The sequence below is a fragment of the Agarivorans gilvus genome (genome assembly GCF_001420915.1).
GTDB classification, from domain to species: Bacteria; Pseudomonadota; Gammaproteobacteria; order Enterobacterales; family Celerinatantimonadaceae; genus Agarivorans; species Agarivorans gilvus.
The window spans coordinates 1,672,430-1,695,464 of record NZ_CP013021.1 but is presented as its reverse complement, the minus strand read 5'-3'; the positions used below and the strand labels follow the sequence as shown (position 1 = coordinate 1,695,464).

The following is a 23,035-nucleotide window of genomic DNA, read 5'->3' as shown; positions in this document are numbered from 1 at the left end:
TATTGTCTGTTATCCGCCTCTAGGCCACTCAGCAAAGATCGCTTGTTAAGGGTTAAGATAATACAAATTAAATGGGTTTTTATCCGTCTAGCAAATTGAATGCTTAATAGTGCTGTGCTAGAGTTTTTCCTTATTATACAGCCATATAACACTGTTTTTATTGTTGTTTATATCAAAAAAGTGACCGTTTGGTCATTTTCTCATTGTGTTTAAATTGAATACGGCACTGTTCTGTTGATAACTTGAACGGTATTCATTACTTATTAGGGAAGATATGCAAAATCAAGGCTTAGGATCCTTCGAGAGTATCGAAGATTTTAGACGTGCCTTTTTACCGGTGCACAGTGCGCGTGTAAATGCAGGCAATAATATCCAAAATGCACAGCAATCGGTGGCAGAAAGTGAGCAGCTTATTCAAGCATATTGCGCAGAGCTACAAGCAGGGGTGAAAAAGATTCGTCGCTACCGGAAGCAGCAAAACACGGTACTCAATACTTCCCTAGACGGCTTGAACGATGATGGCGATCCTTCTGAAGAGCTTATAGAAGAGCGTGAGCAAGCCCATGTCATCCAACAGTTTACCACTCAAATTGAAAAACTTAGCGAGCTCTCTAAGAGCGTTCCGCTCGACCAGCCCGCTACTGAAAAACTTACCACACTACGTCAACAATTATCTCAACAATGGCAACCGCTAACTAATACGCTTGCACAGCTGCGTCATATGGAACAAAGCTACTTTAGTCGTTATTCCGATTTACGAAAGAAACAACGTTTAGAGCAGCTTCGTTTGGAGGTGGCACAAGAAAAAGCTCAAGCTAAGCGTAAGAGTTTAAAGAAAAAATTACTTCTTACAGCGGCATTTATTCTCGTTGTGGCTGGCTTTATTCAAGTCCAAATGATGGCCTAAGGTGGTAGAGATGATTGAATTAGATAGTGAACTTAAAGACGCCACCCTTGCGCGTCAACGTTTGGCTGAAGAGTTAATAGAATGCATCGATAGTAACGCTGATAGTAGCTTGAGTGAGCTGCAAGTTCTGGAGCAAGACTTACTCACGCAGGTAAAACAACATGCCAGTAGTGCGGTGGCAGACAGTGAGCAACAACTAAGTCAAAGTCTTGCCGATATGAATGCCGTGCTGGCGCGTTTACCCGAGCCCTTGCAACCGCTACTCGAAAGAGTTGATTGGAACGCCTATGCCTTTGATAAAAACTACTTGCCGCGAAACCTACCATTTTGTTTTGAAAAACTAGAATACCCGCTAGGCGATGGACGCACTGCGGTGGTGAGAGTGCCAAAAGAAATTCCTTTTTATGCATCTGATTATTGTTATTTTTTTGATAGCGATGAGGATTCGGTTAATCGGATTAACTACTTTGTATTTCGCCTTGCGGCGATGCTGCCTTATTCCTCGCAGTTCACTTTGATTGATCCGCTAAAAATGGGGCAGAGTTTTCCCTATACCAAACGTTTGCCATTCAAGCGTATGGTGGATAACGATGTGGCAAAAGTACTGGAAGATATTTTAAATGATATTGTACGTATCCAAAGTACTTACCTCGACAACAATACTGAACGCCTCATCGATGTTGATGAGGAGATCCTCGGCAATGCCAAGTTTGAGTTGATTGTGGCCAAGGATTTTCCTCAGGCCTATGACCGACGTTCCATTGAGCTGTTAGCCAAAATCGCCAATACCGGTCCTAAAGCAGGTAAAATGGTGTTGCTCGATCTTGATAACAAGGCCGAACTGCCTAACGGCTTGCAACTCAAGCAGTTATTTCCCGAGTTACGTGATGCTTACTTAAATAGCAATCAACTCACCTGGGGTTTGGGTAAGGGCTTTGCCGAAGGTATCAAGAGCTCGGATATGATGAATGCCATTTTAGATGGCTTGAGTCGTGCTAAACCTAAGGAAACGAAACTCGGCTTTTCCGATGTGATTGCCACCGACCCTAGCCAGTGGTGGCAGGAAGATGCCACGGAAGTACTGTCGGCGCCCATTGGCGGTTCCGGCAGCCGTAAAAATGATATTGAGTTGTGGTTTGGCGAACGTAATAAACAACCTTCCTCTCACGGTATGTTGGCCGCCATGACTGGTGCCGGTAAGTCGAATTTATATCATGCCTTTATTTTGTCGATTGCTAGCCGCTACAGCCCTGAAGATGTTCAGTTTTACTTAATTGATGGTAAGCAAGGGGTGGAGTTTCAAAACTATCCGCAATTGCCACACGCCCGAGTGGTGTCATTAAACACCAGTCCTCAGTTAGCGCGCAGCGTGCTGCAAGAATTGCTTGATGAAATGAACCGCCGTAATGATCTGTTTAAGTCTCTCGGTTTCTCTGACTTCATCAGCTATCGAAAAGCAGGCTCTCCAAATGGGAAGTTGCCGCGTTTAATGTTGGTTATCGACGAATATCAAACCTTGTTTGAAGACGATAAAACCGGCTTGGGTTCACAGCTGATGATCAATATCGCCTCGCAAAGCCGTAGTGCGGGTATTCACATGTTTGTCGGCTCGCAAAAATTTGTGGTTCCTGGGATGTCTCAACCTCAGGCCACATTCAGCAACATTAACCTGCGGGTCGCCATGAAGATGAGTGGTGAAGAAATCACTTCACTACAAGAATTTGGCGCGAAAGGTAAGCAATTGATCCGAGCGTGTACTGAAACGGGTCAAGTGGTGGTAAGCCACAATGGTGGTGTGGACGAAGTGCCTTGTGATACCGGCCGAGTGGCCTACATTGAAGAGGGTCAACGCAAGCAGCTATTAAGCCAGTTGGTGGATAAATGGCAGCAGCAAGGCGGAGAAAATCAGACCGTACTACTGGATGGTTCAGAGCAACCCGAGTTAGCGGACAACTTGCAGTTGAACACACTGTTTGCCTCTCATCCTCAGCGCCCCAACGAAGATCAGTGGATTGAATATGCCAACAAGCCGCAACACCTAGGTGGCTTGAACGAAAATGAGTGGTACCCGATTGAGCGCCCCTCGGTGTTTTGGTTGGGTAAGGAAATGAACATTCACGGCCAGGCCAAAGTGGTGTTCCGTCGACGCGCTAACGAGCACATGCTCTTGGTGGGCGACAGTAACGAAGCCCGTAGCGGAATGTTGGCTTATTTGGTGGCGCAAATGCCGGTCAATGCCAGCACCGAGCAATACCAAGTTCACCTACTAGACCGCAGTATTAAAGGCTCACAATGGTATGGCGTTATGGGCGCGGCTAATCAACAGGCCTTAAATAATTCAGCCAGTTTTAGTGAAAAGTTCAGTGATTTTGCGGTGCATCTTGATGCCGTGGCCGCCGAGCTCGATAAACGGCGAGCGATGGACGAAGAGGATATGTTGGCGGAGCCTTCTATTTTCCTCGTGATCAACGAAGCGCAACGGGTTAAGGAACTGGTTAAGCAAGACAATGCCTACGGTATGAAAGAATATGCCGAGGGTAGTGCTAATCATTTTGCAGCCCTGCTTGAGCACGGCTCAGAATACGGCATTCACTTAATCTTCAGCTTTGATAATGTGCGTTCAGTGAGCAAGGCCTTCGATCGCAACGACATCGAAGGGGTGCGGCATAAGGTTGCGCTACAAATGTCTGAGGAAGACAGTTTCAGACTGCTCAAAACGCGAGATGCGGCGAAATTGCAAGTCGACGGTAAGAAGCCGATTTATGCGCTGCACATCGATCAGATGCAAAATCGGCCGAGTAAGTTTAAACCCTATTGCTATAACGATGCAGTAGGCTTAGAAGCTAACTTAAACCACCTTGCTCAGCTCTTTGCACAATGGAATTAATCGATGTCTTTAGACCTTGTTGAAGAGCAAATTCCCTTACTGCTGGGCGAGCTGGAAGCGTTCAGCTCGTTGATGATTAAGCAAGTTGCTCAATTAAATGTGCAGGCGGAGCGCTCTCTTCCAGAATTGCCTGAAGCAAAATTGCTCGGTTTACAGCGTGACTTAGTTGAGATTGAAGATCTCGCTAACCTGATCGCCAAGGTTCGCTGCGCCGAACTTGGCGAGCAACTGCAGCTGAAGTTGGCCCAACTTAGGAGTTATTTACATGACTAAGTTGCGCCAGCAGGCGGCCTTACAGGATTTAATTGCTAGTACTAATTTAGCCCATAGTCACATTGAAAATGGGCTAGATGCCATGCGAAGCCGTTGGGCAGCTTTACGTGAACATTATTTGGGCTTAGCTGCCGAAGGTGTGGAATCGGAAATTAGCACTATCTTCGCCCAGACCGAGCAATTGCTAAATAAGCTAGCCGATTGGCGTGAGCAATGTGAGCCAGATATCGAATCGGGTGGTGATGTTAGGGTGACCTCGACAGAGCAAGCCAAGGAGCAGCCCTAATGCAACCGAGATGGTTAGTCAGTCAGTTGGAAGAATTAGATTATCAAACTGATTATCAGTTAGAACTGGTCGGTTCATTATTACAACAAGCCCAAGCGCTTAATCGTTTAAGCCTAGACTATATTGGTTTTGCTAAATCAGATGTGTTTGCGATTCATGAACTGTATGACAGTTTAGAGCAGGCCTATCAAGCCGCGAGCCAGCAGGCTCAGATGCGTCACCGCCGTGTTGAAGAACAATCCGATAATGCCAGCTCAGTGGCTAAACACAGCAGTCAAAGTCTAGATGATGCCCATGCCTTAAAACAGACTTGGCAGCAGCAGACCGAGATGGCGGAAAGCTGGTTATCACAAGCCCAAACACACTTAAGCGCCTGTATTGAAGCCACTCGCCAAGCAAGAGTGGACAGTGATAGGGCCGATAGTGAGCTAAGCCGGGCTGAGACTCAGTTACGCATTGCTCGAGCCGGTCCTCGCCGCGAGGTATATGTGGGTAAAGATAGCCAAGGGCGGGCTATTTATGAATATTATCCCCCTGATACCAGCTACGAAGAAGGGCGAGTCGCGGCGGCACAGAGTCAAGTTAACGCTTGTCGTGCAGCGTTAAACCGAGCGGTGTCGGCACAACAAGCCGCAGTGGCTGAGCGTGACCGAGCCGATGCCCAGCTACACGGCGCTCGCCAAGCCCTTGCTGATGCCAGCACCTCCGTTGATATGGCGGAGCAGGCTTTGGAATTAGCTCATGATGGGCAGCGCCAAGCCAGCTCCAGTCTTAGTTACTCACAACACTGCTTGCAAGTACTGGAAGAGGTGAAAACGGGCTTACAGCAATTTAAGCAAACCTGTCAGCAGCAAAGCGATGTGCTAGCGCAATTGGATAATCAAGCCAACCAAGCTCTGCTGCAGCTACGCGATGTTGCCAACAGTCAGGAAGCTATTCAAGGTGAAGCCTTTTCATTGAAATATACGCTGCAAGATAAAGCCGCACTACTACTTGCCTTCGACCAGCCCTTGGGCGTCGTTAATCGCTACAGAGTCCCTATGCCGTCATTTGAACCGAGTTATTTTCGAACCAGCTTAAGCCATTTGGCAGAAGAGCGTGAAAACACCTTTTACTCTAAGAGTAATTATGAAGAACACTGGGAGGTCCTGCGTTCGCATTGGAACGACGCTGCTGGGCGTCAAGTTGATAGTCGCAACATGGTGCCATTGGCCGATTCTTACGCGCTGTTGTTGCGCCATAGCCAGCAGTTTATCGATACCACCGAACTGTGCGCACAAGCTTTTGAACGTTTGAGCCAATTATTGGTGGAAGCCGCTCATCATCAGGAGCAGCACAACCGTTTGTTTGGTGAATTAAGTGAGCAGAGTGAAGAGCGAGACCGCAGTTTGCGTACTAGCGAGAGCTTGTGTAAACAGGTGGAAGAACAGCAGCAGCTGATCGCGCAAAAAAAACAAGCGGCGGGGACTTATGTGGCAAAAATCTAAGCGCAGTATGAGTGGCAGCCTGAAGCTGGTTTTGTTGGGGCTAGCCTTGGGCTTAGTAGGGTGTGCCAGTACCAGTGAGTCACCAGATGAGGCGCTGCAAGATGAGGTTGCTGGCTTGAGCCACTTGCCAATTGGCGCCGAAGGACGTGTATTTAAGCTTTCGGCTTACTCTGAGCCGCAAATTCAAGATATTCAATATGCGCTGCAAGCGCGAGGCCTCTATTGGACAGCCGCGCAAACCCCGGCCTACCTCGACCAGCAAAGTTGTCCGCTGGATGTTTATGCCCACCGCGGTCATTATCTCTACCCTGAAAACTCAGCTTCCTCAGTATTGATGGGGCCTTGGGCGGCTTCGATGGCGTAGAAATTGATGTGATGTTAACCCGTGATGGCTATTGGGTTGTGCACCATGACAGTGTGACTGGTCGCGCTACTGGCCGTAGTGATGGAAAACACTTTAGAATGTCGCGGATTAAGGCTGAGCAATGGAATAGCTTGGTGGTACGCGATAAAGACGGCCAGTTAAGCCAAGAGCGTGCGCCCTATGCTATTGATGTATTTAAGCGATGGGCTAATAGTTACCAGTTAGGTCAGCAACTCAACATCGAGATAAAACAAGATGCTGATATTGTTGAATTAAACCATCTACTGAAAATGGCTCGTCAGAGCCTACCGCAAGGTAGCTATTTTTTTAGCTCCTTAGAGTTAGATGTATTGAAGAAAGTACGTGAACTCGATAGTAACATTTACTTGGGTTATGTATGGGAGCCACATTCTAGTTCCATTGCCGAGGTGAAAGCGGTGGCACGTAAGGCCACTAAATCCGATGTTTTGTACCAAAAATACCAACGGCAAATTAACTGGGTATCTGATTATGAAGCGCGTAAACGCTCACGCAGTAAATCGCAAAAATACTCGGCTAAAACGGTACGTGAAGCGCTGGGTTTAAATAGTGGCCTGCACGTAGATATTCGCAGTTTTGTTGGTGCGCCCACCATTTATAGCCGTTCTAAGCAGGCGGGCTTAGCCAAAGTGGTGACTTATAGTATTAATGGCAGTGATTTCCATCAGAGCCAATTATTGGCATTGAAAAATATGGCTCGGCCATTACCCGACCAGGCGATTATGGATACCTCCAAGTTCGAAATTTGCCATCGCTTATATCCCAACTTGGCTTCTCAGCAGGTGAATTATCAGCCAATAACTGAGCTGGGAAGGGTGGTAATGAGCTTACCGAACGATGCCAACTTTAGCCTGCTGCAAGAGCAACAAATGTATTTGAGGGACCAGCATTATATTACTGCCAATGGTCAGATCCGCTCTTTAAAAGAACCTGCGGTTAAGCCGAAGGCTGCAGTAACACAGCCTCATCAGCCAACTACATCGGCCGTGTATATTCCAGAAGATGAAGAGCTGAACCTCGAACTGACTCCTATCAATATTGAGATCCCAAACTAAGACGTCCTTATGTCCGCAGATAATAAGCAAACTATGCCAGTGAAATCCGCTAATCCTAAGCCTAAGTGGCTAGCCATTACCCTATTCGTTCTTTCCTTGCTCTATCTTATTCCCGAGATCGTATTTAACGCTAAATTAGTGGAGGTGGCCGGAGGGGCCGGGATAGATGAGCAAACCTTACATTTAGTTGAGTTGTTTGGTCGCTCTATTTCTGGAATTGGGGTGACCCTATTGTTAGCCGACCTATTGCTGAAAGGGCGGTTTGTTAGCACTGTACCTAGAGCCATTTTCAGTTTTATTGCGGTCGCTCTGCTCGTATGGCCAAGCGTATTCTTTGGCCAAAAGCTGTTGGTGGATAAACTGCTAGTGGAGCCTTCTAGCTCTTTACAACGCCAAGAGGCTTTTTTTGCTTCTATTTTGCGCTCCGGTTTGGCGCTAAATGCAGTAAAAATTAAAGGCCTTCCCTATGATGCCGACCATGCGACCTCTGCAACCGAGATGACCTTCTTAGCGATGATGGGCGGTTTGGTGTACGCCAATAATGAATTTATTCAGCATGTTGAAGATAAGAAGCGGCAGATTTTAAATCGTTACATCGAAAATAAGGCCAATAGTCAGTTTGATGACTACTTCAATAAGTACAAAAAAATGCGTGATGAAGTGGCGGGCTCTTATCAGCAGTACCAGCAAGGTGTGAAAAAATATAACAGTAATATTCAAGCGATTTCAGGGCGAGCCAATCAAGCATGGGAGGACGTTGAAACGCAAATTATGCAGGGTTGGAAAGACTACCAGAACGCCGAAAAAGCTTATCTAGCGCGCGCTGAAGCACGAGCTCAAACCGTTGCGCCCAAAATATACAAGCATTTCGAAGACCGAAATCGATGTATTGACCGTTATGCTAATAAAAAGAATAAAGCGGAACGTTTGAACCGCTGTATTACTGATGAAGAAAAGCAATATGCGAAAACCTTAAAGCAGGCGGGTTTACCCTTTGTTGAAATGGACTATTGGTTAGAGCAGGAAGTGCGTCGAACCAAAGGTGAAACAAGCTTGGGTGAAACTGCGATGACGCTGGGCTTGTCTGCTATTTTAGCGGGCTTAGAAATCGTTTCAGGAGACGCCGGGGAAAAAGACATCCGCAACGTTTATACCAACGAAGTGGCTTTTTACACACCACGCATTTTGCTGTTGTGGAAAGACAAGTTTGAAAAGGAAACAGGCTATCCAATGGGACTCGATAGCATTCGAACATTTCGTCTTCACCCTGTTACCTCGCAAAAGGTGCGTCAGCGAGTGGCTAAAGAGGGGATTTCCTTAGATAAGAGTTGGCGCGTCACGCAGATTTCGGTGTTTAAGAGTGCCGTTAAAAAGGAAGCGCGTCGTCGTATCAATGCTGAGTGGAAGCGAGAAATAGCCAAACGCGGCTTGAGTCTGCAACCGAATTTATCGTGGAAAGCCTTCCAGCAGCATCCGCAAATTCAACAACGCATCCTGCAAGCAATGGGTGAGCGTAATTACGTTAAACCGATGATGGCTGACTGGAACAACAAGCAGTTTTATAACAAGGTTATGAAGGTCAATATTCAGCGAGAGGCCGAATATTGGCTCAGCTATATTGAATCTGCTCGCGCTCAGTTTGAAGATGGTGCGCCCTTAGCTGAAAATGGCAAATCGGCACTTCGCTCAATCATCGTGCCGCCTATTTCCATGTCGCTGTCCTTGTTGTTGGTATTATTAACGGTGCTGAAATTACCCTTTAAATTCTGGGCTTTAATTGATTACGATAAAGATTTCAGCCAGCAACAAGCGGCTTGGGAAAAATACCTTAGCCCAGTATTGTCAGTATTGCTAATTGTCACCCTGTTTGTGGTTCCTTTGGTGGTGGGCAGTTCTAAGTTTACTGAAGCTAAATCAACCACCAGTTACTTCCTTGATAAGTTTGACGAAACGGTTTCTCCTGCGGGATCTTTGGTGATGAAGTGGGTATTGCATACTCAGCCCATGGTGCAACCGATTGGGGCCAAGCTAGATGATAATATGCAAATTACTGCTTTGTTTAAGCGCGTATTGGAGCAGCCAATTGGCCGCATGGATAGCTTTGTAATGGCTAAGCTAAACACCCAAAAAGCGGGGGCTTCTGAAGAGATGCAAGCTGGCTTTGATGAGCAGCAGCAGGCTATTGCTAAATCGGGTCAATTGCTTGAGTTGCCCTTTGTGGTTAAAACCAATGCACCTGGCGCGCAAATTCGGGTAATGAATATTAAGCCGAAGTACCGCGAGGGAATTAAATTGCCCTCTGGTAACTACAATGTTGAGGTGAGCGCGCCGGGCTTTAAGACTAAGCGAGTATGGGTAGCACATAATCAGAAAACCCAAACCCACCAAATTAATATCAGTAAAAGCTAGCGCTAAGCTTGAAAAGCCGCCTAACTAGGCGGCTTTTTGCACGGTTTACAGGGCTAGCTCTAAGATCTTACGCACATCTTCTGGGCTTATATCTTTATGCTCGCCTAGGGCAGTCATGCCATGCTCAGTTAGTTTGTCGATTACCGCTTCAATGTGGCTCTGATCGAGCTGGTAGTCAGATAACTTGCTGGCAACGCCCATGGCGTTAAAAAACTGTTCGGTAAGAGTGATGGCTTGTTCTACACATTGCTGCTCGTTAGCATCATCGAGTTGCCAGACGCGTTTAGCGTATTGCAGCAGTTTGGCGTGTTTCTGTTGCTGCTTGTAACGCCATAGCGCTGGTAATACGATGGCTAGTGTTTGAGCATGATCGAGGCCATATAGGGCGGTGAGCTCGTGGCCGATGGCATGGGTGGCCCAGTCGGTGGGCACGCCATTTTTAACCGTACCATTAAGCGCCATAGTAGCGGCCCACATCAGGTTGGCACGCACTTCATAGTTATGCGGTTGCTGCAGCGCCAACGGCCCTTCTTCAATAATGGTAAGCAGTAAGCCTTCGGCGAAGCGGTCGGTTACTTTGGCATTTACCGGATAGGTAAGGTATTGCTCTAATACGTGAATAAAGCTGTCGACCACGCCATTGGCTATTTGCTTGGCCGGTAGTGAGTTGGTGACTTCGGGATCGAGAATGGAGAAGCGTGGGCGCACTAAATCAGAGCCAAAAGACAGTTTGTCTTGAGTGGCCGCTCGGGTGATCACGCCGTTCTTATTCATTTCTGAGCCGGTGGCCGGCAGAGTGAGTACACAGCCCAAGGGCAGGGCTTGTTCAATGCAGGCTCCGCCTGTTTCCATGATCTGCCATGCGTCGCTTTGATAACAAGCGGCCGCCGCGATGAATTTGCAGCCATCAATCACCGAGCCGCCACCAATGGCGAGGATCAACTCAACTTCTTTTTGTTTCGCCAGCTCAGTTGCTTGGATCAAGGTTTCAAAATGCGGGTTGGGCTCGATGCCGGAAAACTCAAATACTTGCTGCTGGCTCAGTGCATCCATCACTTGTTGGTAAACGCCGTTGCGCTTGATGCTGCCGCCGCCATAAACAATAAGTATGCGGCTGTAGTTGGCTAACTCATCTTTAAGGCTGGCGATTTGGCCTTTACCAAAATGGATGGTGGTGGGATTAAAATAGCTAAAATTGTTCATCTTACTTCCTGATGTTCGCTTATATGCTCTTCTTGGCGAGCATGGTCAAGCCTCGAAGGGGCCTAAGTCAAGACGTGTGGTTATTTAAATAAAAAGCTCAAAAAGCTCTGAGCAACTGGCCGTTTATGCTGCTGGCTTAAGGGTAACTAACATTGATTTCTAGGTAATAGGGCCAGCGCATTAGCATGGTATCGTTCCATTTTACAATGGATTCGAGGAAGATGACTTCACCACTAAATTGCGTCTGTCGCTGGCTTAATAGCTGTTGCCAAATGGCTTGTAAATCGGCATGAGCACAGTCAAATTCGGTGGCAATGGTGAGCTGTAGGTAGTTCTGCCAGGCTAGCCCGCTACCACTATAATTGGCCAGCTGCTGGCTCTGCGAACCTCGGTACAGGGTCAAATTGAATTGACGCAGTGTTTGTTTGTACCATTTGCTCATAATCGTCCCCTGTAGAACCGCTAAGCCAATAACATGGCTTTAGCTTGGTTATAAGGCTAGCTTAACTGAAGCTTTTGGTCTGCGAGCTAGGCCAAGTAAGGCTTGGTCCAGTTAATAAAAGAGGGCGCTTGTGTCACAACAAACCAGCATAGAAGAGCCTGCGGTGAACGGCATGTGACGTTACCCGCTAAGCGAGCTAGGCCAAGCACTTTATCTGTTTAGCCAGAGTATGGTGCCCCAAACGGCCACTGAACATAACATGCTAAGTAGCACGGTAGCCGAACCGATGTTTTTGGCTACTCGTGACAGTGCGTGGTATTCCAAGCCCACTCTGTCGACCACTGCCTCGATGGCGGTATTCACCATTTCAGCAAACAACACAAATACCATACTCAGCATAATTAACAGGGTATGCATCGCCGGTAGTTCAAGCCAAAAGGCAATGATACTTAAGGGAAAGAACAATAACAGCTCTTGCTGAAAGGCGGTTTCGTTTTGGCATAACCAACGTAAACCGTTAAAACTATGCACGAAGGTATAGGCGATGCGTTGCAGGCCGTTACGTTTAATGATCACTTGGGGTTGCATAGGTTTGATACTCCTTTGCTAAACTTAGGCGGCTTGCTGACAGGCTTGGCTAATATCTAATTGCGGCTGGTAGCTACGGCTATTAACGCCGTATAAGCCCAACAAGCTATGGAACAGGTTGTCATGAGATAACTGACTGGTTTGAGCCTGTTGTTTTAAACAACTGAGCTTGAGATGTTTCTGCTGCGCGTATTGCTCTGGGATCCACAGTAACCAAGGCACTTGAGTTTGCTCTTTTGGCGCAATGGCGTAGGGAGTGCCATGTAAGTACAGGCCTTTCTCGCCCAAAGACTCACCGTGGTCGGAAATGTAGCTAAGCATCACGTTATAGTGCTCACTTACCGCTTCTAACTGCTTAATCACTTGGGCCAGTACGTAGTCGGTATATACCAGGGTATTGTCGTACACATTAACGATTTGTTGGTCGCTACAGTTTTCTATGTCACTGCGGTTACAGGCCGGTTGAAACGGCGCTTGGGCGTCGGGATAGCGTTGCCAATAGGTTGGGCCGTGGCTGCCTATGGTGTGCAATACCAATAACTTGTTGTGTTGATCTTTGGCAATAAACTGGCGAGCCTGCTCTAACATGGCAATATCGAAGCAGGTTGAGCCATTACAGTCTTGGTTTTTCAGTGAGGCGTCAATCTGTTGGTAGCTAAGCTTTTGTGCAACACCTTTGTCGCCGCCATCGTTATCTATCCACATCACGTCTACGCCAGCATGTTGCAGTACATTCAGTACGTTGTCTTGGCTTTGGGCTTGGGCCTTATTGTAGCTAGCGCGCGTCATGTTAGAGAACATGCAAGGTACCGACAGGGCGGTATAAGTGCCACACGAGGAGACGTGCTGCATGGCAATTAAGCCCATATCTTGGGTGTAGGGGTTGGTATTACGTTGATAACCGTTATGAGCAAAATTCATCGCTCGCGCTGTTTCCCCAAGTACCAGCACCATTAAGGTGGGTTTGCCATTGCTGGCAGCGAAAAGCGTGGCGTCTTCCCCCAGTGTTTGATAGGGCCGAGGTGTATTAAAGTAAGTATCGTTAAGGTAATTAACTGCACTGTAGATGTGAGCAGGAATAATAATTTTGTTGAGATAGTGGTTGTTACGTCCTACCGAGGCGTAGTCTTTATAGCTGGTGGCTGCAATGGCGGCTATGCCTGCAACGGCAATCAGTAGTAAGGCCGTGCGCGCTAGCAGGGCGCGCCACCAATTGGCATGGGGCACGATGCGAACCATGCCCAGTAATACACAGGGCAGCAGGCCAAAGCCTAGGAAATACAGTAGTATCGAGCCGTTAAGGTAAAACGTGGCTTCCGCTGGATTGGTTTCAAAGATGCTTTCCATCATGCTGCTATCAAAAATGGTTTGAAAGTTAACTTGAGCGTAAAGTGCCAGTGATGAGCTAAGTATTACCAGTGCCATAAAGGGTTTAAAAAAGTACGGCCAAGCAAATACCGAAAAAATCACAGTGAAGGCGCAAAGCAATAACACTGGAGCGGTGTAGGGGAAGATCGGGTTAGAAACGTCGGCACTGAGGTCAAAGATGGTTTGCAGTACTGGATAATTCATCACGGTGGCAAAATATAAGGCGCAACATAGGATCAACCCGCTCATATGCATGGGAATGCGCGGTAGAGTAAAAGTGGTAGATTGGGACACGTCACTGGGCTCTGGTTATTAAACACGAAGCCTATAGTGCAAAGAAAAACTTAAGATTGGCTTAAGAAATCCAGAACAAGCGCGTTTATTGCTCAAGGCGGGTAGACAGTATCGGCTGAAACCTTAGTAAACTTGTGCCGTGGCTTGGCTTAATTCACCTAAGTCATGCTGTGCGACGACTGTATTATTTGAAAAGAGTGGCCAGAGCCTTTGCTTAGTTTAGGCTTTGCACGCGGTTGCGCCCTTGGTCTTTAGCCATATACAGTGCTTTGTCGGCGCGAGTAATCAGGGTTTCAAAGCTCTCGTTTGGTGCGTATTGGCAAACACCGATACTGGCGGTTTTTACGCCTACCGTTTCAAATTCCGTTTCACTGATCTTGATTCGTAAGTGTTCCGCAAACTGTTCAGCTTGGTGCAATGTATAGTGGGGCAGTAATATGCAAAATTCCTCTCCGCCAAAGCGTCCTACGTGACCAAGCTTATGCACTTGTTGTTTAAGCAGTTGCGAAAACTGCACCAAAACTTTGTCTCCAACAATATGACCAAATTGATCGTTCACCGGTTTAAAATGATCAATGTCTAACATGAGGATCGAATAGCCCGCTTTGCTGCTGGCTTCATTCAGCGTTTGATTAAAGAGTTGTAATAGTTTTTCACGGTTCCACAAACCGGTAAGGCCATCAACACTGGCTGAGTGAGCTAGCTCTAGTTGTTGTAGATAAAGCGAGCGCATCATTCGTTCTAGTACGATTGAGCTGACTACGCCAAACACACATGCAGAGAGAATCCACAGATAGTGTAAGTAGAGTTTGGGGTCGTTCGGGCCGTGCAAATAACTCATTACCAAGGTGCCCGATAAGGAACAACACACGGCGAATAGGGCATATCTAAACGTCAGCCCCGACATGGTAAAAGTCCAAATAATATTTAGGTAAATCTCTGGACTAAAGTGAGAAAAAGAGCTCGAGCCGACGTTAAGGTAGAGATTGGCCCATACTGCACTGACCGGGGCGAACACCAGCAGTAGTCGCATTTGTTTGAAGTATTGGGGGTAGAAACTGAGCCGATAAATTAACAGCAAAGAGAGAGGAATGATGACGACATGGAATAATAGGCGCTGATTGGCATAAGGTAAGTCAATTAAGGTCTCAAAGTAGCCGTAGAGCAAATAGAGTAAGGCGGTGAAAAACACCATGTAGCGCAATTGGGGGAGACGAGACTGTAACGACCATTGTTCAAACTCTTTGTTTGAGTCCGCGAACACGGGCTTTGCGTTATACATGCTTGTTGCCGATGTCACTCATTTCTCCCTAAATGCAAACTCAACAAATTACCCAAGCTTAATCAAAAAAAGCAACTTTACTTTGATACGCAGTGAAAGCCCAGTCAGTTTTATCGTTATTTGTGATTTGTTTGTTTAATGTTTGAGCGCAAGTGCTGGTTTTTTAAGCTTTAGCTCTGCCTCGTGTTTGGCCTAACATGGCTTAGTGACGCGGCGGTATGCTTAGCCAGCGCAAGGGCAGCCGACTTTCAGTCGCAAAATTGATCTGGCGCTAAATGATAGTAATAAGCGTTTGCTAATTTTGTTCTGTGCAATAGAATGAACCTAGTTAATGGTGAGTTGCTTTAGCTAAGCGGCGTGGTTTACTTAGGCAATGTTAAGGTTTGTGATGCAAAACAAGATGCACACAATTTGGGGAATCAGTCTGATGTTAGTAGTGATGCTAGTGTCTAGCCTATCTGCGACTGCCTCGCTTATGCCTTTGCAAATGCTGAGTAACAACAGCGTGGGCCATCATCAAGCTGCTAGCAATTGTATTAGCGAGCAACAATTCGCCTCGTTGCAGCCGAACGATAAAGCCATGGCTCATCAAGTGCTCAGTGTTAGTGCTGATTGTCTTGTTGGGCAAGCTCCTGTTAGTGAGCAAGACTGTTGCGCGGCTGCTCAGGTATCTTGTAGCGCTTCTTGCGCCGTGCATTCGGCGGTGCTTATTCCGCAGATTTATACGCAAATCCAACCCTTAGAACATATTCTATTTATTCGTAAAGAGACCCGCGTTCAGGCCAGTTCTATGGCCCGTTCGGTATACCGCCCTCCCATCGTTTAGCCTCTAGGCTGGTATTTGATTACCCTCAATACAGCCGTATTCCTTGGTAAACAACTAGGTAATGGCCTAGTGATGAGTCATCGTTTTTATTTTAAGGAACATCCTTAATGCTTAATGTTAAAAGCCTGAGGGTACTGCTGGCTTTGTGTTTGGGCTTATTGGGCTTCAATAGTGCAGCGCAGCAGTCTGACGCTGCTAGCAGCGGCGAGCAGATTTACCAAACCGCCGGCGGTTACGGCTGCAAGGCCTGCCATGGCGAGTTTGCTAATGGTGGCGGCAACGTCGGTGGCAACATTCGAGGCGCTAACTTGCAGCAACTGCAACAGGCGCTAAGCAATGAACCCACCATGCAGTTGCTCAAGGACAACTTGAGCGAGCAAGATCAGCTGCAACTTATCGCCTATCTACAGCAGCTGGGCTCGTATCAGTTACTTGAATGGACGCTGGGCGAGCAGGACTCGCATCAAAAGCAGACTATAGAGGCTAAAAGCGCTCAACTGGTGGTCACTAACCGCAGTTTTAATAGTGCAGAACTATCACTTGAAGGATTGGGCCAGGGGCAAAGCTTAGTGCTTGACCCTTATGCAAGTAAAGCCGTGTTATGGCTACCCAAACCGGGACAGTACTGGCTTCAGTATCAACAACAAATTCTCGATATAGAAGTTAGATAAGAGTCTAACTGGAGGCAAAGAAATGAATAAATTAGTTAAAACACTGCTATTTTCGGTAGCCATGTTTAGTTTAAATGCCATCGCTAAACCAGCGGTGGAACTGTATAAATCCCCTTCTTGTGGCTGCTGTGGGGAGTGGGCAGCAATTATGGAGCAGCAGGGCTATCAGGTAAATGTGCATCTGCAAAATGATTGGAGCCCAATTAAAGCTTCTTTTGCCATGCCGCCACAACTGGCTTCTTGCCATACCGCGGTGATCGACGGCTACATGATTGAAGGCCATGTTCCGGTAGCCGATATTGAACGTTTGCTCAGCGAGCGTCCTAAAGATGTTTCAGGTATCGCTGCACCGGGTATGCCGCGTTTTTCACCGGGCATGGCCAGAAAGGGTGAGGCTTACCGCGACTTCAATGTGGTGGCCTTTGATAAGCAAGGCAAAATCAGTTTGTATCAAGGCTATTAAGGCCGCCAATCTTACTGGCGAAACAGAGTTCAATTCAGCAAGGAGATAACACTATGGGGTGTTGCAGTCGCCCGCCAAGCGGGAGTGGAGATAAGAAAGAGCTGGCCAAAGGCGCCAAGTACATCGGCATATTTGTAATAGCCGTATTTATACTGGGCTATGTGTTTGGCTAGGTCGCTAGCTAGAACAAGAGAGTACTACAAAGACGTGTAGCTACACGTCTTTGTTATCGCTTGAGCCTCGGTAATGAATAGCGGTTTTAGCTTGATAGACATTTGTTCGTGGATGGAGCTGGACCATGCGATGTAACTGATAGTGTCAAACATGCTCGTTAAATCGCAATAGTCAGGCCGCATTATGGGAAAAGTACACTAACCTTGCGTATTGCAGGAATACAGATTAGGAAAAATCCTCGTCAACTAAAGCTAAGCTATAGTCTGGCTGTATTTTTAGTTGAATATTTTCATTAGCTGCTGCTTTACGCTTTAGTTCGCTTAGCGTCACTTGGGGGTGGGCATACTCATGATATTTCAGCGAAACATAAACTGGATAAGGGTATAGTTTATTGAACTTAACGATTACTATTCTTACTCCAGTATCTATATGGAGGACTTTTTGATCGTCATTATGATTACGCCTATATATAGCACTTGCATAAACCAACTCTCCGTTTACAAGTTGATTTGGTTTAATCTTTGTTGGCAATTGGAAGGCGTAACGGGCCTCCTGCTTACTTTGCCATTTGTTGTATAGCTCCTCTGCGGGGAGAAGAACAAATAGCGTTCCAAATACCACAATCAAGGCATGGTAGCGGTTAAGTGAAAAAGGCGCTAATACATAGTCTAGAGCATCCAAATATTTTTTGTTGGCGAGCGGGTGTGCAGGAAAATCTAAGGTTATCGCGTTAACAGCGGCACTATGAAAAAAAGCCAAAAATACAGTGAGCAACCAGACATAAAACAAGCCTCTAAAGAATAGATTTGGCAGCGACAAGGTTTGCAGTGAATCAGAGTAGTCTTGTGAAAAAGTTTTTACGTGAAGTTTTATTTTCCCTAGGCTGGTAAAACTTAGATTTGGCGGTTCGTAATTACTAAGTGATTTGAAATACTCTCCTGTTTTTGGATTTACAAAAGTTTGAGCAATCTCAGAGTGATGCCCTAAATAGATAAGCTCCATGGGTTTTTGTGTTATTTTGTTATATCCATCTTGAACAAAACGACTAAGCCCAAACACTAAACAAATTGCAGTAAGTATTAGGCAAAGGTTTATACCAAACACCAAGCCGCGATCTAGCTCAAAGGTATGAGAAAGCCAGCTAACGAGCAGCTTGAATATACGGATCTGATAAATGTGGTTTATAAGTGCTTGTAGGCCTATGCAGGTGATTGCTAGCCCTATGATTAAGCTTAGTTTTAATGTCATGATTAATTCGTCTAGTAAGCGCTCCACTCTTTAGAGCAGAGCGCTTAAACTTAAGCGCTTTAGTTTAATTAACGGGTTAAAATCCATTTACCGTTTTCGCGGCGGAACATCATGGGGTAGCTACTGTAAGTGCCGTTTGAATTAACAAAGCCAATGGCATTGCTATCTTCATCAAGCGTTAAACTTACCAGTTTCTGATTACTCTCTAGTGTAATGCCAACCTCATTAGGCTGAGTCGTGCTTAGCGCCCAATCAGAACTATTTATTTTTTCATGCATACTTTCATTGAGCATTTTCTCTAAACCGCCATCTTCGTAATAAAAGGCAGCATCCCCCTCACGATTACGCTCAGCAAACATTGGCATGATGGAGTCGATATCATTGGCTGCCAGTGCGTCTTGTACTTTTTTATATTCGACAAATAAATCATTTACTACGGCGTCATAATCCTCATCGTTCATAGCATAGTAATCAGGTAGGGTATCACTATTAAAAAACGCCCATAAAGGTAGGCTGTTGGGTATGGTGACTTGGCGCTTATAGGTTAAGGCGCCTTCATATTCTGTTTCGACTATCTTGTTTATTTCATCTAGGTAGATATCACCATTGCCTGCTACTACTTGGTTATTATCGGTTAAACGGTATTGGCCTGCCGCTAGGCTTTCTGCCATTTCAGTATTAGCTTGCAGTTGTTTGCTATCAAACATCAGTAGAGGCAAGCGATAACGCACCTCCGAGTTATCTTCATCTTCGATCAATAAAGCGACTTTTATGAATGCGCCGGGTAAAAACTCACCGCCTCGCTCTGGCGGCAAAATTAAAAATTTAAATTCACTTTGTTCGGGATGCATCCACTGGTTAACAGGAAGATCTACGGTGACTTGATTAGCAGGATTGTATTCCCGAATGGAAGTTGCTCCATTTACATCGACATAATATGCGAGGCCATAAGCACTCAGCTCAAGTTTAAAAACAGGTTTGTTTTGTAACACACTCTCTTCTCCTAAAACTACAGCCCTCAAAAAGACCAAAATAAATAACGTGATAGTTACGGCAAAAGTTTTTCGTTTCTTAAAGATGAACATTATCTAATGTCGCTCCTTGTTTTGACCTGCCTGTATCGAAAATAGTAATCGGCTCTAGCAATACCTTCTCACCACTAACTTTCTTCTCTGATGAAAGCCCTCGACTTATAATACCGTTGCGCCTCCTGCTACTATTTGCTTTGCCTTTACTACTAGCTTCTTCAACCATCACTTTAGCGTGATAGCTATAAACCAACTTCATGCCGCTAAATACCGCTTTACCTGCCATAGAGGGTTGGTTGTTGATTTCAGTAGCATAAGCGGAAAATAACAGGCCAACGCCTTGCGCTCCTTCGGCGCCTTCTGCTTTTATTTCACTGCCAATTTGTACGCTAATAATAAATACTTCTACCTTTGCGTCGGTTACCGCTTTTAGGCTAATGCCTATACCCGCCTCAACTTTGCTTGCATCTGCGCCCTGAGTAGGTAAGCAACGGCCATCGGGTTTAAATTCCCAACCCAGTAGAGAGTCTACTCGCCCATCCATGCTTAGCTCTATCTCTACATTAGCGCTGGCTTTCACTTTGCCGTTGCCGAGTTTTACTCCCTCTTTAGTGGCTTTTCTCGCTTCTAGAATGGGGTCGGCCAGCTTGCCTGGAAATACTCTTTTAATAACGGCGGTAATTACATCACAGCTAAAGCTAAAGCCAATTAGGGGTTCAAATTTCAGGTCTAAATTGCCTTGTAAGCCTACATCGGGGCTGGCCTCCCGTTCAGCGAGCTTGAGCCCTCCACCAATGCTTAATTTAGGAGCGCTAAAGCCTGATTTAAATATTTCATAGCCATGACCGTTTTCGGCTTGCCCAACCAGAGATTTAACTTGTTGGATAATGCTGTTTAGTTGGTTTAAAAAATTTGAAAAACTATTGTTAGCTGAGGCGGTTTCTAGTGACCATTCAGATGCGCCCATTTTTCCTTTTAAGGACGAGGTGACTTCCCACTTGTTTACATAGCCTAGTGTTAAGCGTCCATCCCATTGATAAGGATCATAAGCGTGCACCTCTGCTGAAGATTGTCCAGAGCTACAACCTTGCGCTTTGAGTTGATAGCTTTGATAAGAGTCATACCCGTTGCTTATAGAGCCAATAAAGTCCTTTAAGTTAGCAACGTTTCGCCCACTGCTGGATGGTGCGTTTACCGAAAATTTAAAATTGCTCGCTTTCTTGGTAACGGCTATATCAGGACCGGTGACATTGATGCTTGGACATATTGAGCTGCCATTAGCACAGGAACCTTGTTGTTTCACAGTGATGCTGTCTTTACCTACCACCGCAAACCGCATTTTAGGGTTATCTGCTTGGGGTTTAAGAACATCAAATTCGTAGCCTCTCTTAGAGTGTCCGCAACTAATACTAAAGGCTGTTCGGTGGCATTCTGGTGTGATATCTGCCACTGTTTGAGGATTAAGGCCTGCGCTTGCTAAATTAGGGTATGGCTCGGTATTTGGTGCAGTACAGAGTGAGTCTTCAGCATATATGGCAGCGGGGACGCCATCTGTGTATCCTCCACGACCAAGTGAAGTCTCTTCACTTCTTGGGGCCGTTTGTGCCTTAGACGCTTGCGATGCAGAAGTGGCAGCAATGGGAATAGCACCCGTAGCGCTTGTTGGTGGCATAGGCGCAAAATTATTGCCTTTTAGTACTTTTATTTCACCGCTAACCATCGCATTGCTTAGCCAAGCGATTTTTTGTTGTTCACTCTTGTGGTGAGTCATGCAATCGCCAGACAGCTGAAAGTACAGCTTGTTTAAGTCGAATTGATGCCCCCAAGTGCGACTGTGGTTTTTCAGTAAGGATTGTGCCCAATGAATATCTATCCGTTGGGTTACCAACTCACCTAGATTCGGCGAATGATTTAGTTGTCTGGGTAGAAATATGAAAGACTGGCCAAAAACATCCACTAACAGTGTTTGATTGAATACAGATTGCTCGATAGGGTTAGTGTTTAAATACATTCTTATCCCCTAAACCGTCCTTAGTTTGAACTGTCCTAGACATGCGACTCCCTGTCTGTTTGGCTGTTTAATATTGACTCCAAAGTCAATAGTGAGGGGATGCTATCAGGCTAGTAATAAGTTAGTCAACATAGATGTCTAAATATGTTTAACACTACTGTAAATGGTTTGCCAAAGCTTTGGGATGAGTGATGATTTTTTGTTTAACCAAGGCATGCTAGAGCTGTTTAAAGACATTGCTAAGCGCCATGCTGAAGGGGCGCTTTAAACTGAATTAAAGACTCGTAGGCTTTTGCGCTTGGGTTTCATTCTTGCCATTGGATTGAGTCGCTCTTCCCATTATTAGCTAACTTTGTAGCATCGGCTATTCTGCTATTTAAGAGCTTTTCAGTAAGGCTCTAGCTTCTTCATCACTCAACTCTTTGCCTACATGCACCACCACCTTATGGGCGCCTGAACTCAAGGCCAATTCTTTGAAAATCCGCTGTTCCACTTCCGATAATCCACCTTCTACCATCGCCATGGGATGAATTAATACTTTGGCACTTTTCTTAAGCAGTGCCTTTGGCTGAAGCTGTTTGATGAGAGTGGCTAGCAGCGGCGCAGCTACTGAAAACTGGCCCACTAACAGCCGCTCGGTGGTAAATGGGCTGGGCGCGCTGAGGGTTTTCCAGCCTTCGTTTAAAGCGAGGTTTTTCGCTGCAAAACGGCGTTGTTTCCTAAATCAGATTGAACTAACTCAGCAGTCGCGGATCTGATCTGTATCTATATCTGTCGGGTCACCAAATATGGGTAAAGCGAAAGGCAACATCACCAACTGGAAGCAGTACAACAGTGCACTGAAGCAACGCGGCTCATTGACCTTCTGGATGGATGAGAAAGCCATAGAACTATGGAATAACACTGAGCGCAGTGGTCGTCGAGGGCGCAGCCAAACTTACAGTGACACCGCTATCGCAACTGCGCTGATGATTAAAGGCGTATTTAAGTTACCACTGCGTGCTCTTGAAGGCTTCATCAACTCATTGTTTCGCCTGCTCAAGGTCGACTTAAAATCTCCCGATTACAGTTGTATAAGCAAGCGAGCAAAGACTGTTGAAGTCAACTATCGCCTACCTAGCCAAGGTCAAGCGGCTCACCTCGTTATCGATGCTACAGGTCTTAAGGTGTTTGGCGAAGGAGAGTGGAAGGTGCGTAAACACGGCGCTGAAAAGCGTCGAGTCTGGCGAAAACTGCATATGGCAGTAGATGCCCAGAGCCATCAGATAGTGAGTGCTGAGGTCTCGATGGACTGGGTTCACGATAGTGAAGTGTTACCCACCTTGTTGAGACCGCTGCGGCGCAAAGTGAAAGCAGTAAGCGCTGATGGTGCCTATGACACACGGCAGAGCTATCAAGAAGTACAACGTAAGAAGGCTGTTGCACTAATCCCTCCACGCAAGAATGCAGGTATGTGGGAAGCGGGTCACCCACGGAACGTTGCAGTAAAAGCCTTGAAGCAAGGTGAGTTGGAAAACTGGAAACGGGACAATGCTTACCATCTTCGTTCACTATCGGAGACGGCGATGTATCGTTTCAAACAACTGCTTAGCGACAAGTTGAGTCTACGTTGTTACAACGCCCAAGTCGGCGAAATCATGGCCGGAGTGTGCGCGTTGAACAAAATGAGCAGGCTAGGTATGCCTGTTCGTCAGCTAGCTGAATAAAGAGGAAAACGCCTTGAGGTTACT

At 46.2% G+C, this 23,035-nt stretch carries 21 protein-coding genes; 12 read left to right on the top strand and 9 right to left on the bottom strand.

All coding sequences use genetic code 11. The features are described 5' to 3' along the window. Positions 1-274: 274 nt before the first annotated feature. From AR383_RS07915 to AR383_RS07880, 8 genes are read left to right on the top strand one after another with little or no spacing between them, the layout of a single operon-like run. Positions 275-907 (top strand): hypothetical protein, encoded by a 633-nt coding sequence (locus tag AR383_RS07915; RefSeq protein ID WP_055732644.1) that lies wholly within the window; start codon positions 275-277, stop codon positions 905-907. A gap of 10 nt (positions 908-917) precedes the next feature. Next, positions 918-3,794, top strand: coding sequence for an FtsK/SpoIIIE domain-containing protein (locus AR383_RS07910; RefSeq protein ID WP_055732643.1), 2,877 nt, complete (start codon positions 918-920; stop codon positions 3,792-3,794). Positions 3,795-3,797: 3 nt separating this feature from the next. Next, positions 3,798-4,067: a hypothetical protein gene (locus tag AR383_RS07905; RefSeq protein ID WP_055732642.1), complete on the top strand. Its 270-nt coding sequence runs from the start codon at positions 3,798-3,800 to the stop codon at positions 4,065-4,067. Beyond that, a complete protein-coding gene (locus AR383_RS07900) occupies positions 4,060-4,353 on the top strand; it encodes a hypothetical protein (protein WP_055732641.1) in 294 nt (97 codons plus the stop codon). Before AR383_RS07905 ends, AR383_RS07900 begins: the two co-directional genes overlap by 8 nt. Then, positions 4,353-5,840: a hypothetical protein gene (locus AR383_RS07895; protein ID WP_055732640.1), complete on the top strand. Its 1,488-nt coding sequence runs from the start codon at positions 4,353-4,355 to the stop codon at positions 5,838-5,840. Before AR383_RS07900 ends, AR383_RS07895 begins: the two co-directional genes overlap by 1 nt. Next, complete coding sequence (locus AR383_RS07890; RefSeq protein WP_055732639.1) at positions 5,824-6,204, top strand: hypothetical protein; 381 nt, start codon at positions 5,824-5,826, stop codon at positions 6,202-6,204. The genes AR383_RS07895 and AR383_RS07890 overlap by 17 nt, the downstream gene beginning before the upstream one ends. Continuing rightward, a complete protein-coding gene (locus AR383_RS07885) occupies positions 6,183-7,298 on the top strand; it encodes a glycerophosphodiester phosphodiesterase (protein WP_055732638.1) in 1,116 nt (371 codons plus the stop codon). The genes AR383_RS07890 and AR383_RS07885 overlap by 22 nt, the downstream gene beginning before the upstream one ends. A gap of 9 nt (positions 7,299-7,307) precedes the next feature. Next, complete coding sequence (locus tag AR383_RS07880) at positions 7,308-9,707, top strand: carboxypeptidase-like regulatory domain-containing protein (RefSeq protein ID WP_198150219.1); 2,400 nt, start codon at positions 7,308-7,310, stop codon at positions 9,705-9,707. 45 nt (positions 9,708-9,752) lie between these two features. Here AR383_RS07880 and AR383_RS07875 read toward each other — a convergent pair whose 3' ends face one another. From AR383_RS07875 to AR383_RS07855, 5 genes are all read right to left on the bottom strand, one after another. Then, positions 9,753-10,910, bottom strand: a complete 1,158-nt coding sequence (locus tag AR383_RS07875) for an iron-containing alcohol dehydrogenase (RefSeq protein WP_055732636.1) — start codon at positions 10,908-10,910, stop codon at positions 9,753-9,755. A 136-nt stretch (positions 10,911-11,046) separates the two neighbouring features. Then, the gene (locus tag AR383_RS07870) at positions 11,047-11,352 is read right to left on the bottom strand and encodes a hypothetical protein (protein ID WP_055732635.1); all 306 of its coding nucleotides are present in this window, start codon (positions 11,350-11,352) and stop codon (positions 11,047-11,049) included. Positions 11,353-11,562: 210 nt separating this feature from the next. Further along, on the bottom strand, positions 11,563-11,940 hold the full coding sequence (locus AR383_RS07865; protein ID WP_055732634.1) for a diacylglycerol kinase: 378 nt from the start codon (positions 11,938-11,940) through the stop codon (positions 11,563-11,565). 24 nt (positions 11,941-11,964) lie between these two features. After that, positions 11,965-13,602, bottom strand: coding sequence for a phosphoethanolamine transferase (locus AR383_RS07860; RefSeq protein WP_308800543.1), 1,638 nt, complete (start codon positions 13,600-13,602; stop codon positions 11,965-11,967). Between the two features lie 214 nt (positions 13,603-13,816). Continuing rightward, positions 13,817-14,902: a GGDEF domain-containing protein gene (locus AR383_RS07855; RefSeq protein WP_157051672.1), complete on the bottom strand. Its 1,086-nt coding sequence runs from the start codon at positions 14,900-14,902 to the stop codon at positions 13,817-13,819. A gap of 409 nt (positions 14,903-15,311) precedes the next feature. Between AR383_RS07855 and AR383_RS07850 the strand changes: the two genes are divergently transcribed. From AR383_RS07850 to AR383_RS07840, 3 genes are all read left to right on the top strand, one after another. After that, the gene (locus tag AR383_RS07850; RefSeq protein ID WP_055732631.1) at positions 15,312-15,710 is read left to right on the top strand and encodes a hypothetical protein; all 399 of its coding nucleotides are present in this window, start codon (positions 15,312-15,314) and stop codon (positions 15,708-15,710) included. A 107-nt stretch (positions 15,711-15,817) separates the two neighbouring features. Beyond that, the gene (locus tag AR383_RS07845; protein ID WP_055732630.1) at positions 15,818-16,381 is read left to right on the top strand and encodes a c-type cytochrome; all 564 of its coding nucleotides are present in this window, start codon (positions 15,818-15,820) and stop codon (positions 16,379-16,381) included. A 22-nt stretch (positions 16,382-16,403) separates the two neighbouring features. Continuing rightward, on the top strand, positions 16,404-16,844 hold the full coding sequence (locus tag AR383_RS07840) for a DUF411 domain-containing protein (RefSeq protein ID WP_055732629.1): 441 nt from the start codon (positions 16,404-16,406) through the stop codon (positions 16,842-16,844). Between the two features lie 399 nt (positions 16,845-17,243). Here the strand turns inward: AR383_RS07840 and AR383_RS07835 are convergent, their stop codons facing one another. The 4 genes from AR383_RS07835 to AR383_RS07820 all read right to left on the bottom strand — a co-directional run bounded on the left by AR383_RS07835 (position 17,244) and on the right by AR383_RS07820 (position 21,930). Further along, a complete protein-coding gene (locus tag AR383_RS07835; protein WP_055732628.1) occupies positions 17,244-18,266 on the bottom strand; it encodes a hypothetical protein in 1,023 nt (340 codons plus the stop codon). Positions 18,267-18,334: 68 nt separating this feature from the next. Continuing rightward, positions 18,335-19,258: a hypothetical protein gene (locus AR383_RS07830; protein WP_157051671.1), complete on the bottom strand. Its 924-nt coding sequence runs from the start codon at positions 19,256-19,258 to the stop codon at positions 18,335-18,337. A 79-nt stretch (positions 19,259-19,337) separates the two neighbouring features. After that, the gene (locus AR383_RS07825; RefSeq protein WP_055732626.1) at positions 19,338-21,305 is read right to left on the bottom strand and encodes a hypothetical protein; all 1,968 of its coding nucleotides are present in this window, start codon (positions 21,303-21,305) and stop codon (positions 19,338-19,340) included. Positions 21,306-21,681: 376 nt separating this feature from the next. After that, complete coding sequence (locus AR383_RS07820; protein WP_055732625.1) at positions 21,682-21,930, bottom strand: hypothetical protein; 249 nt, start codon at positions 21,928-21,930, stop codon at positions 21,682-21,684. A gap of 163 nt (positions 21,931-22,093) precedes the next feature. Here AR383_RS07820 and AR383_RS07815 point away from each other — a divergent pair, with 163 nt between their 5' ends. Beyond that, entirely contained in the window at positions 22,094-23,011 is a 918-nt protein-coding gene (locus tag AR383_RS07815; protein ID WP_055732624.1) for an IS5 family transposase, read from the top strand. The last annotated feature ends 24 nt before the right edge of the window (positions 23,012-23,035 follow it).

Bases quoted from the DNA above. Each gene is read 5' to 3' on its own strand.
- AR383_RS07915 (WP_055732644.1), top strand. From the start codon at position 275: ATGCAAAATCAAGGCTTAGGATCCTTCGAGAGTATCGAAGATTTTAGA.
- AR383_RS07910 (WP_055732643.1), top strand. From the start codon at position 918: ATGATTGAATTAGATAGTGAACTTAAAGACGCCACCCTTGCGCGTCAA.
- AR383_RS07905 (WP_055732642.1), top strand. From the start codon at position 3,798: ATGTCTTTAGACCTTGTTGAAGAGCAAATTCCCTTACTGCTGGGCGAG.
- AR383_RS07900 (WP_055732641.1), top strand. From the start codon at position 4,060: ATGACTAAGTTGCGCCAGCAGGCGGCCTTACAGGATTTAATTGCTAGT.
- AR383_RS07895 (WP_055732640.1), top strand. From the start codon at position 4,353: ATGCAACCGAGATGGTTAGTCAGTCAGTTGGAAGAATTAGATTATCAA.
- AR383_RS07890 (WP_055732639.1), top strand. From the start codon at position 5,824: ATGTGGCAAAAATCTAAGCGCAGTATGAGTGGCAGCCTGAAGCTGGTT.
- AR383_RS07880 (WP_198150219.1), top strand. From the start codon at position 7,308: ATGTCCGCAGATAATAAGCAAACTATGCCAGTGAAATCCGCTAATCCT.
- AR383_RS07875 (WP_055732636.1), bottom strand. From the start codon at position 10,910: ATGAACAATTTTAGCTATTTTAATCCCACCACCATCCATTTTGGTAAA.
- AR383_RS07870 (WP_055732635.1), bottom strand. From the start codon at position 11,352: ATGAGCAAATGGTACAAACAAACACTGCGTCAATTCAATTTGACCCTG.
- AR383_RS07865 (WP_055732634.1), bottom strand. From the start codon at position 11,940: ATGCAACCCCAAGTGATCATTAAACGTAACGGCCTGCAACGCATCGCC.
- AR383_RS07850 (WP_055732631.1), top strand. From the start codon at position 15,312: ATGTTAGTAGTGATGCTAGTGTCTAGCCTATCTGCGACTGCCTCGCTT.
- AR383_RS07845 (WP_055732630.1), top strand. From the start codon at position 15,818: ATGCTTAATGTTAAAAGCCTGAGGGTACTGCTGGCTTTGTGTTTGGGC.
- AR383_RS07840 (WP_055732629.1), top strand. From the start codon at position 16,404: ATGAATAAATTAGTTAAAACACTGCTATTTTCGGTAGCCATGTTTAGT.
- AR383_RS07835 (WP_055732628.1), bottom strand. From the start codon at position 18,266: ATGACATTAAAACTAAGCTTAATCATAGGGCTAGCAATCACCTGCATA.
- AR383_RS07825 (WP_055732626.1), bottom strand. From the start codon at position 21,305: ATGTATTTAAACACTAACCCTATCGAGCAATCTGTATTCAATCAAACA.
- AR383_RS07815 (WP_055732624.1), top strand. From the start codon at position 22,094: ATGGGTAAAGCGAAAGGCAACATCACCAACTGGAAGCAGTACAACAGT.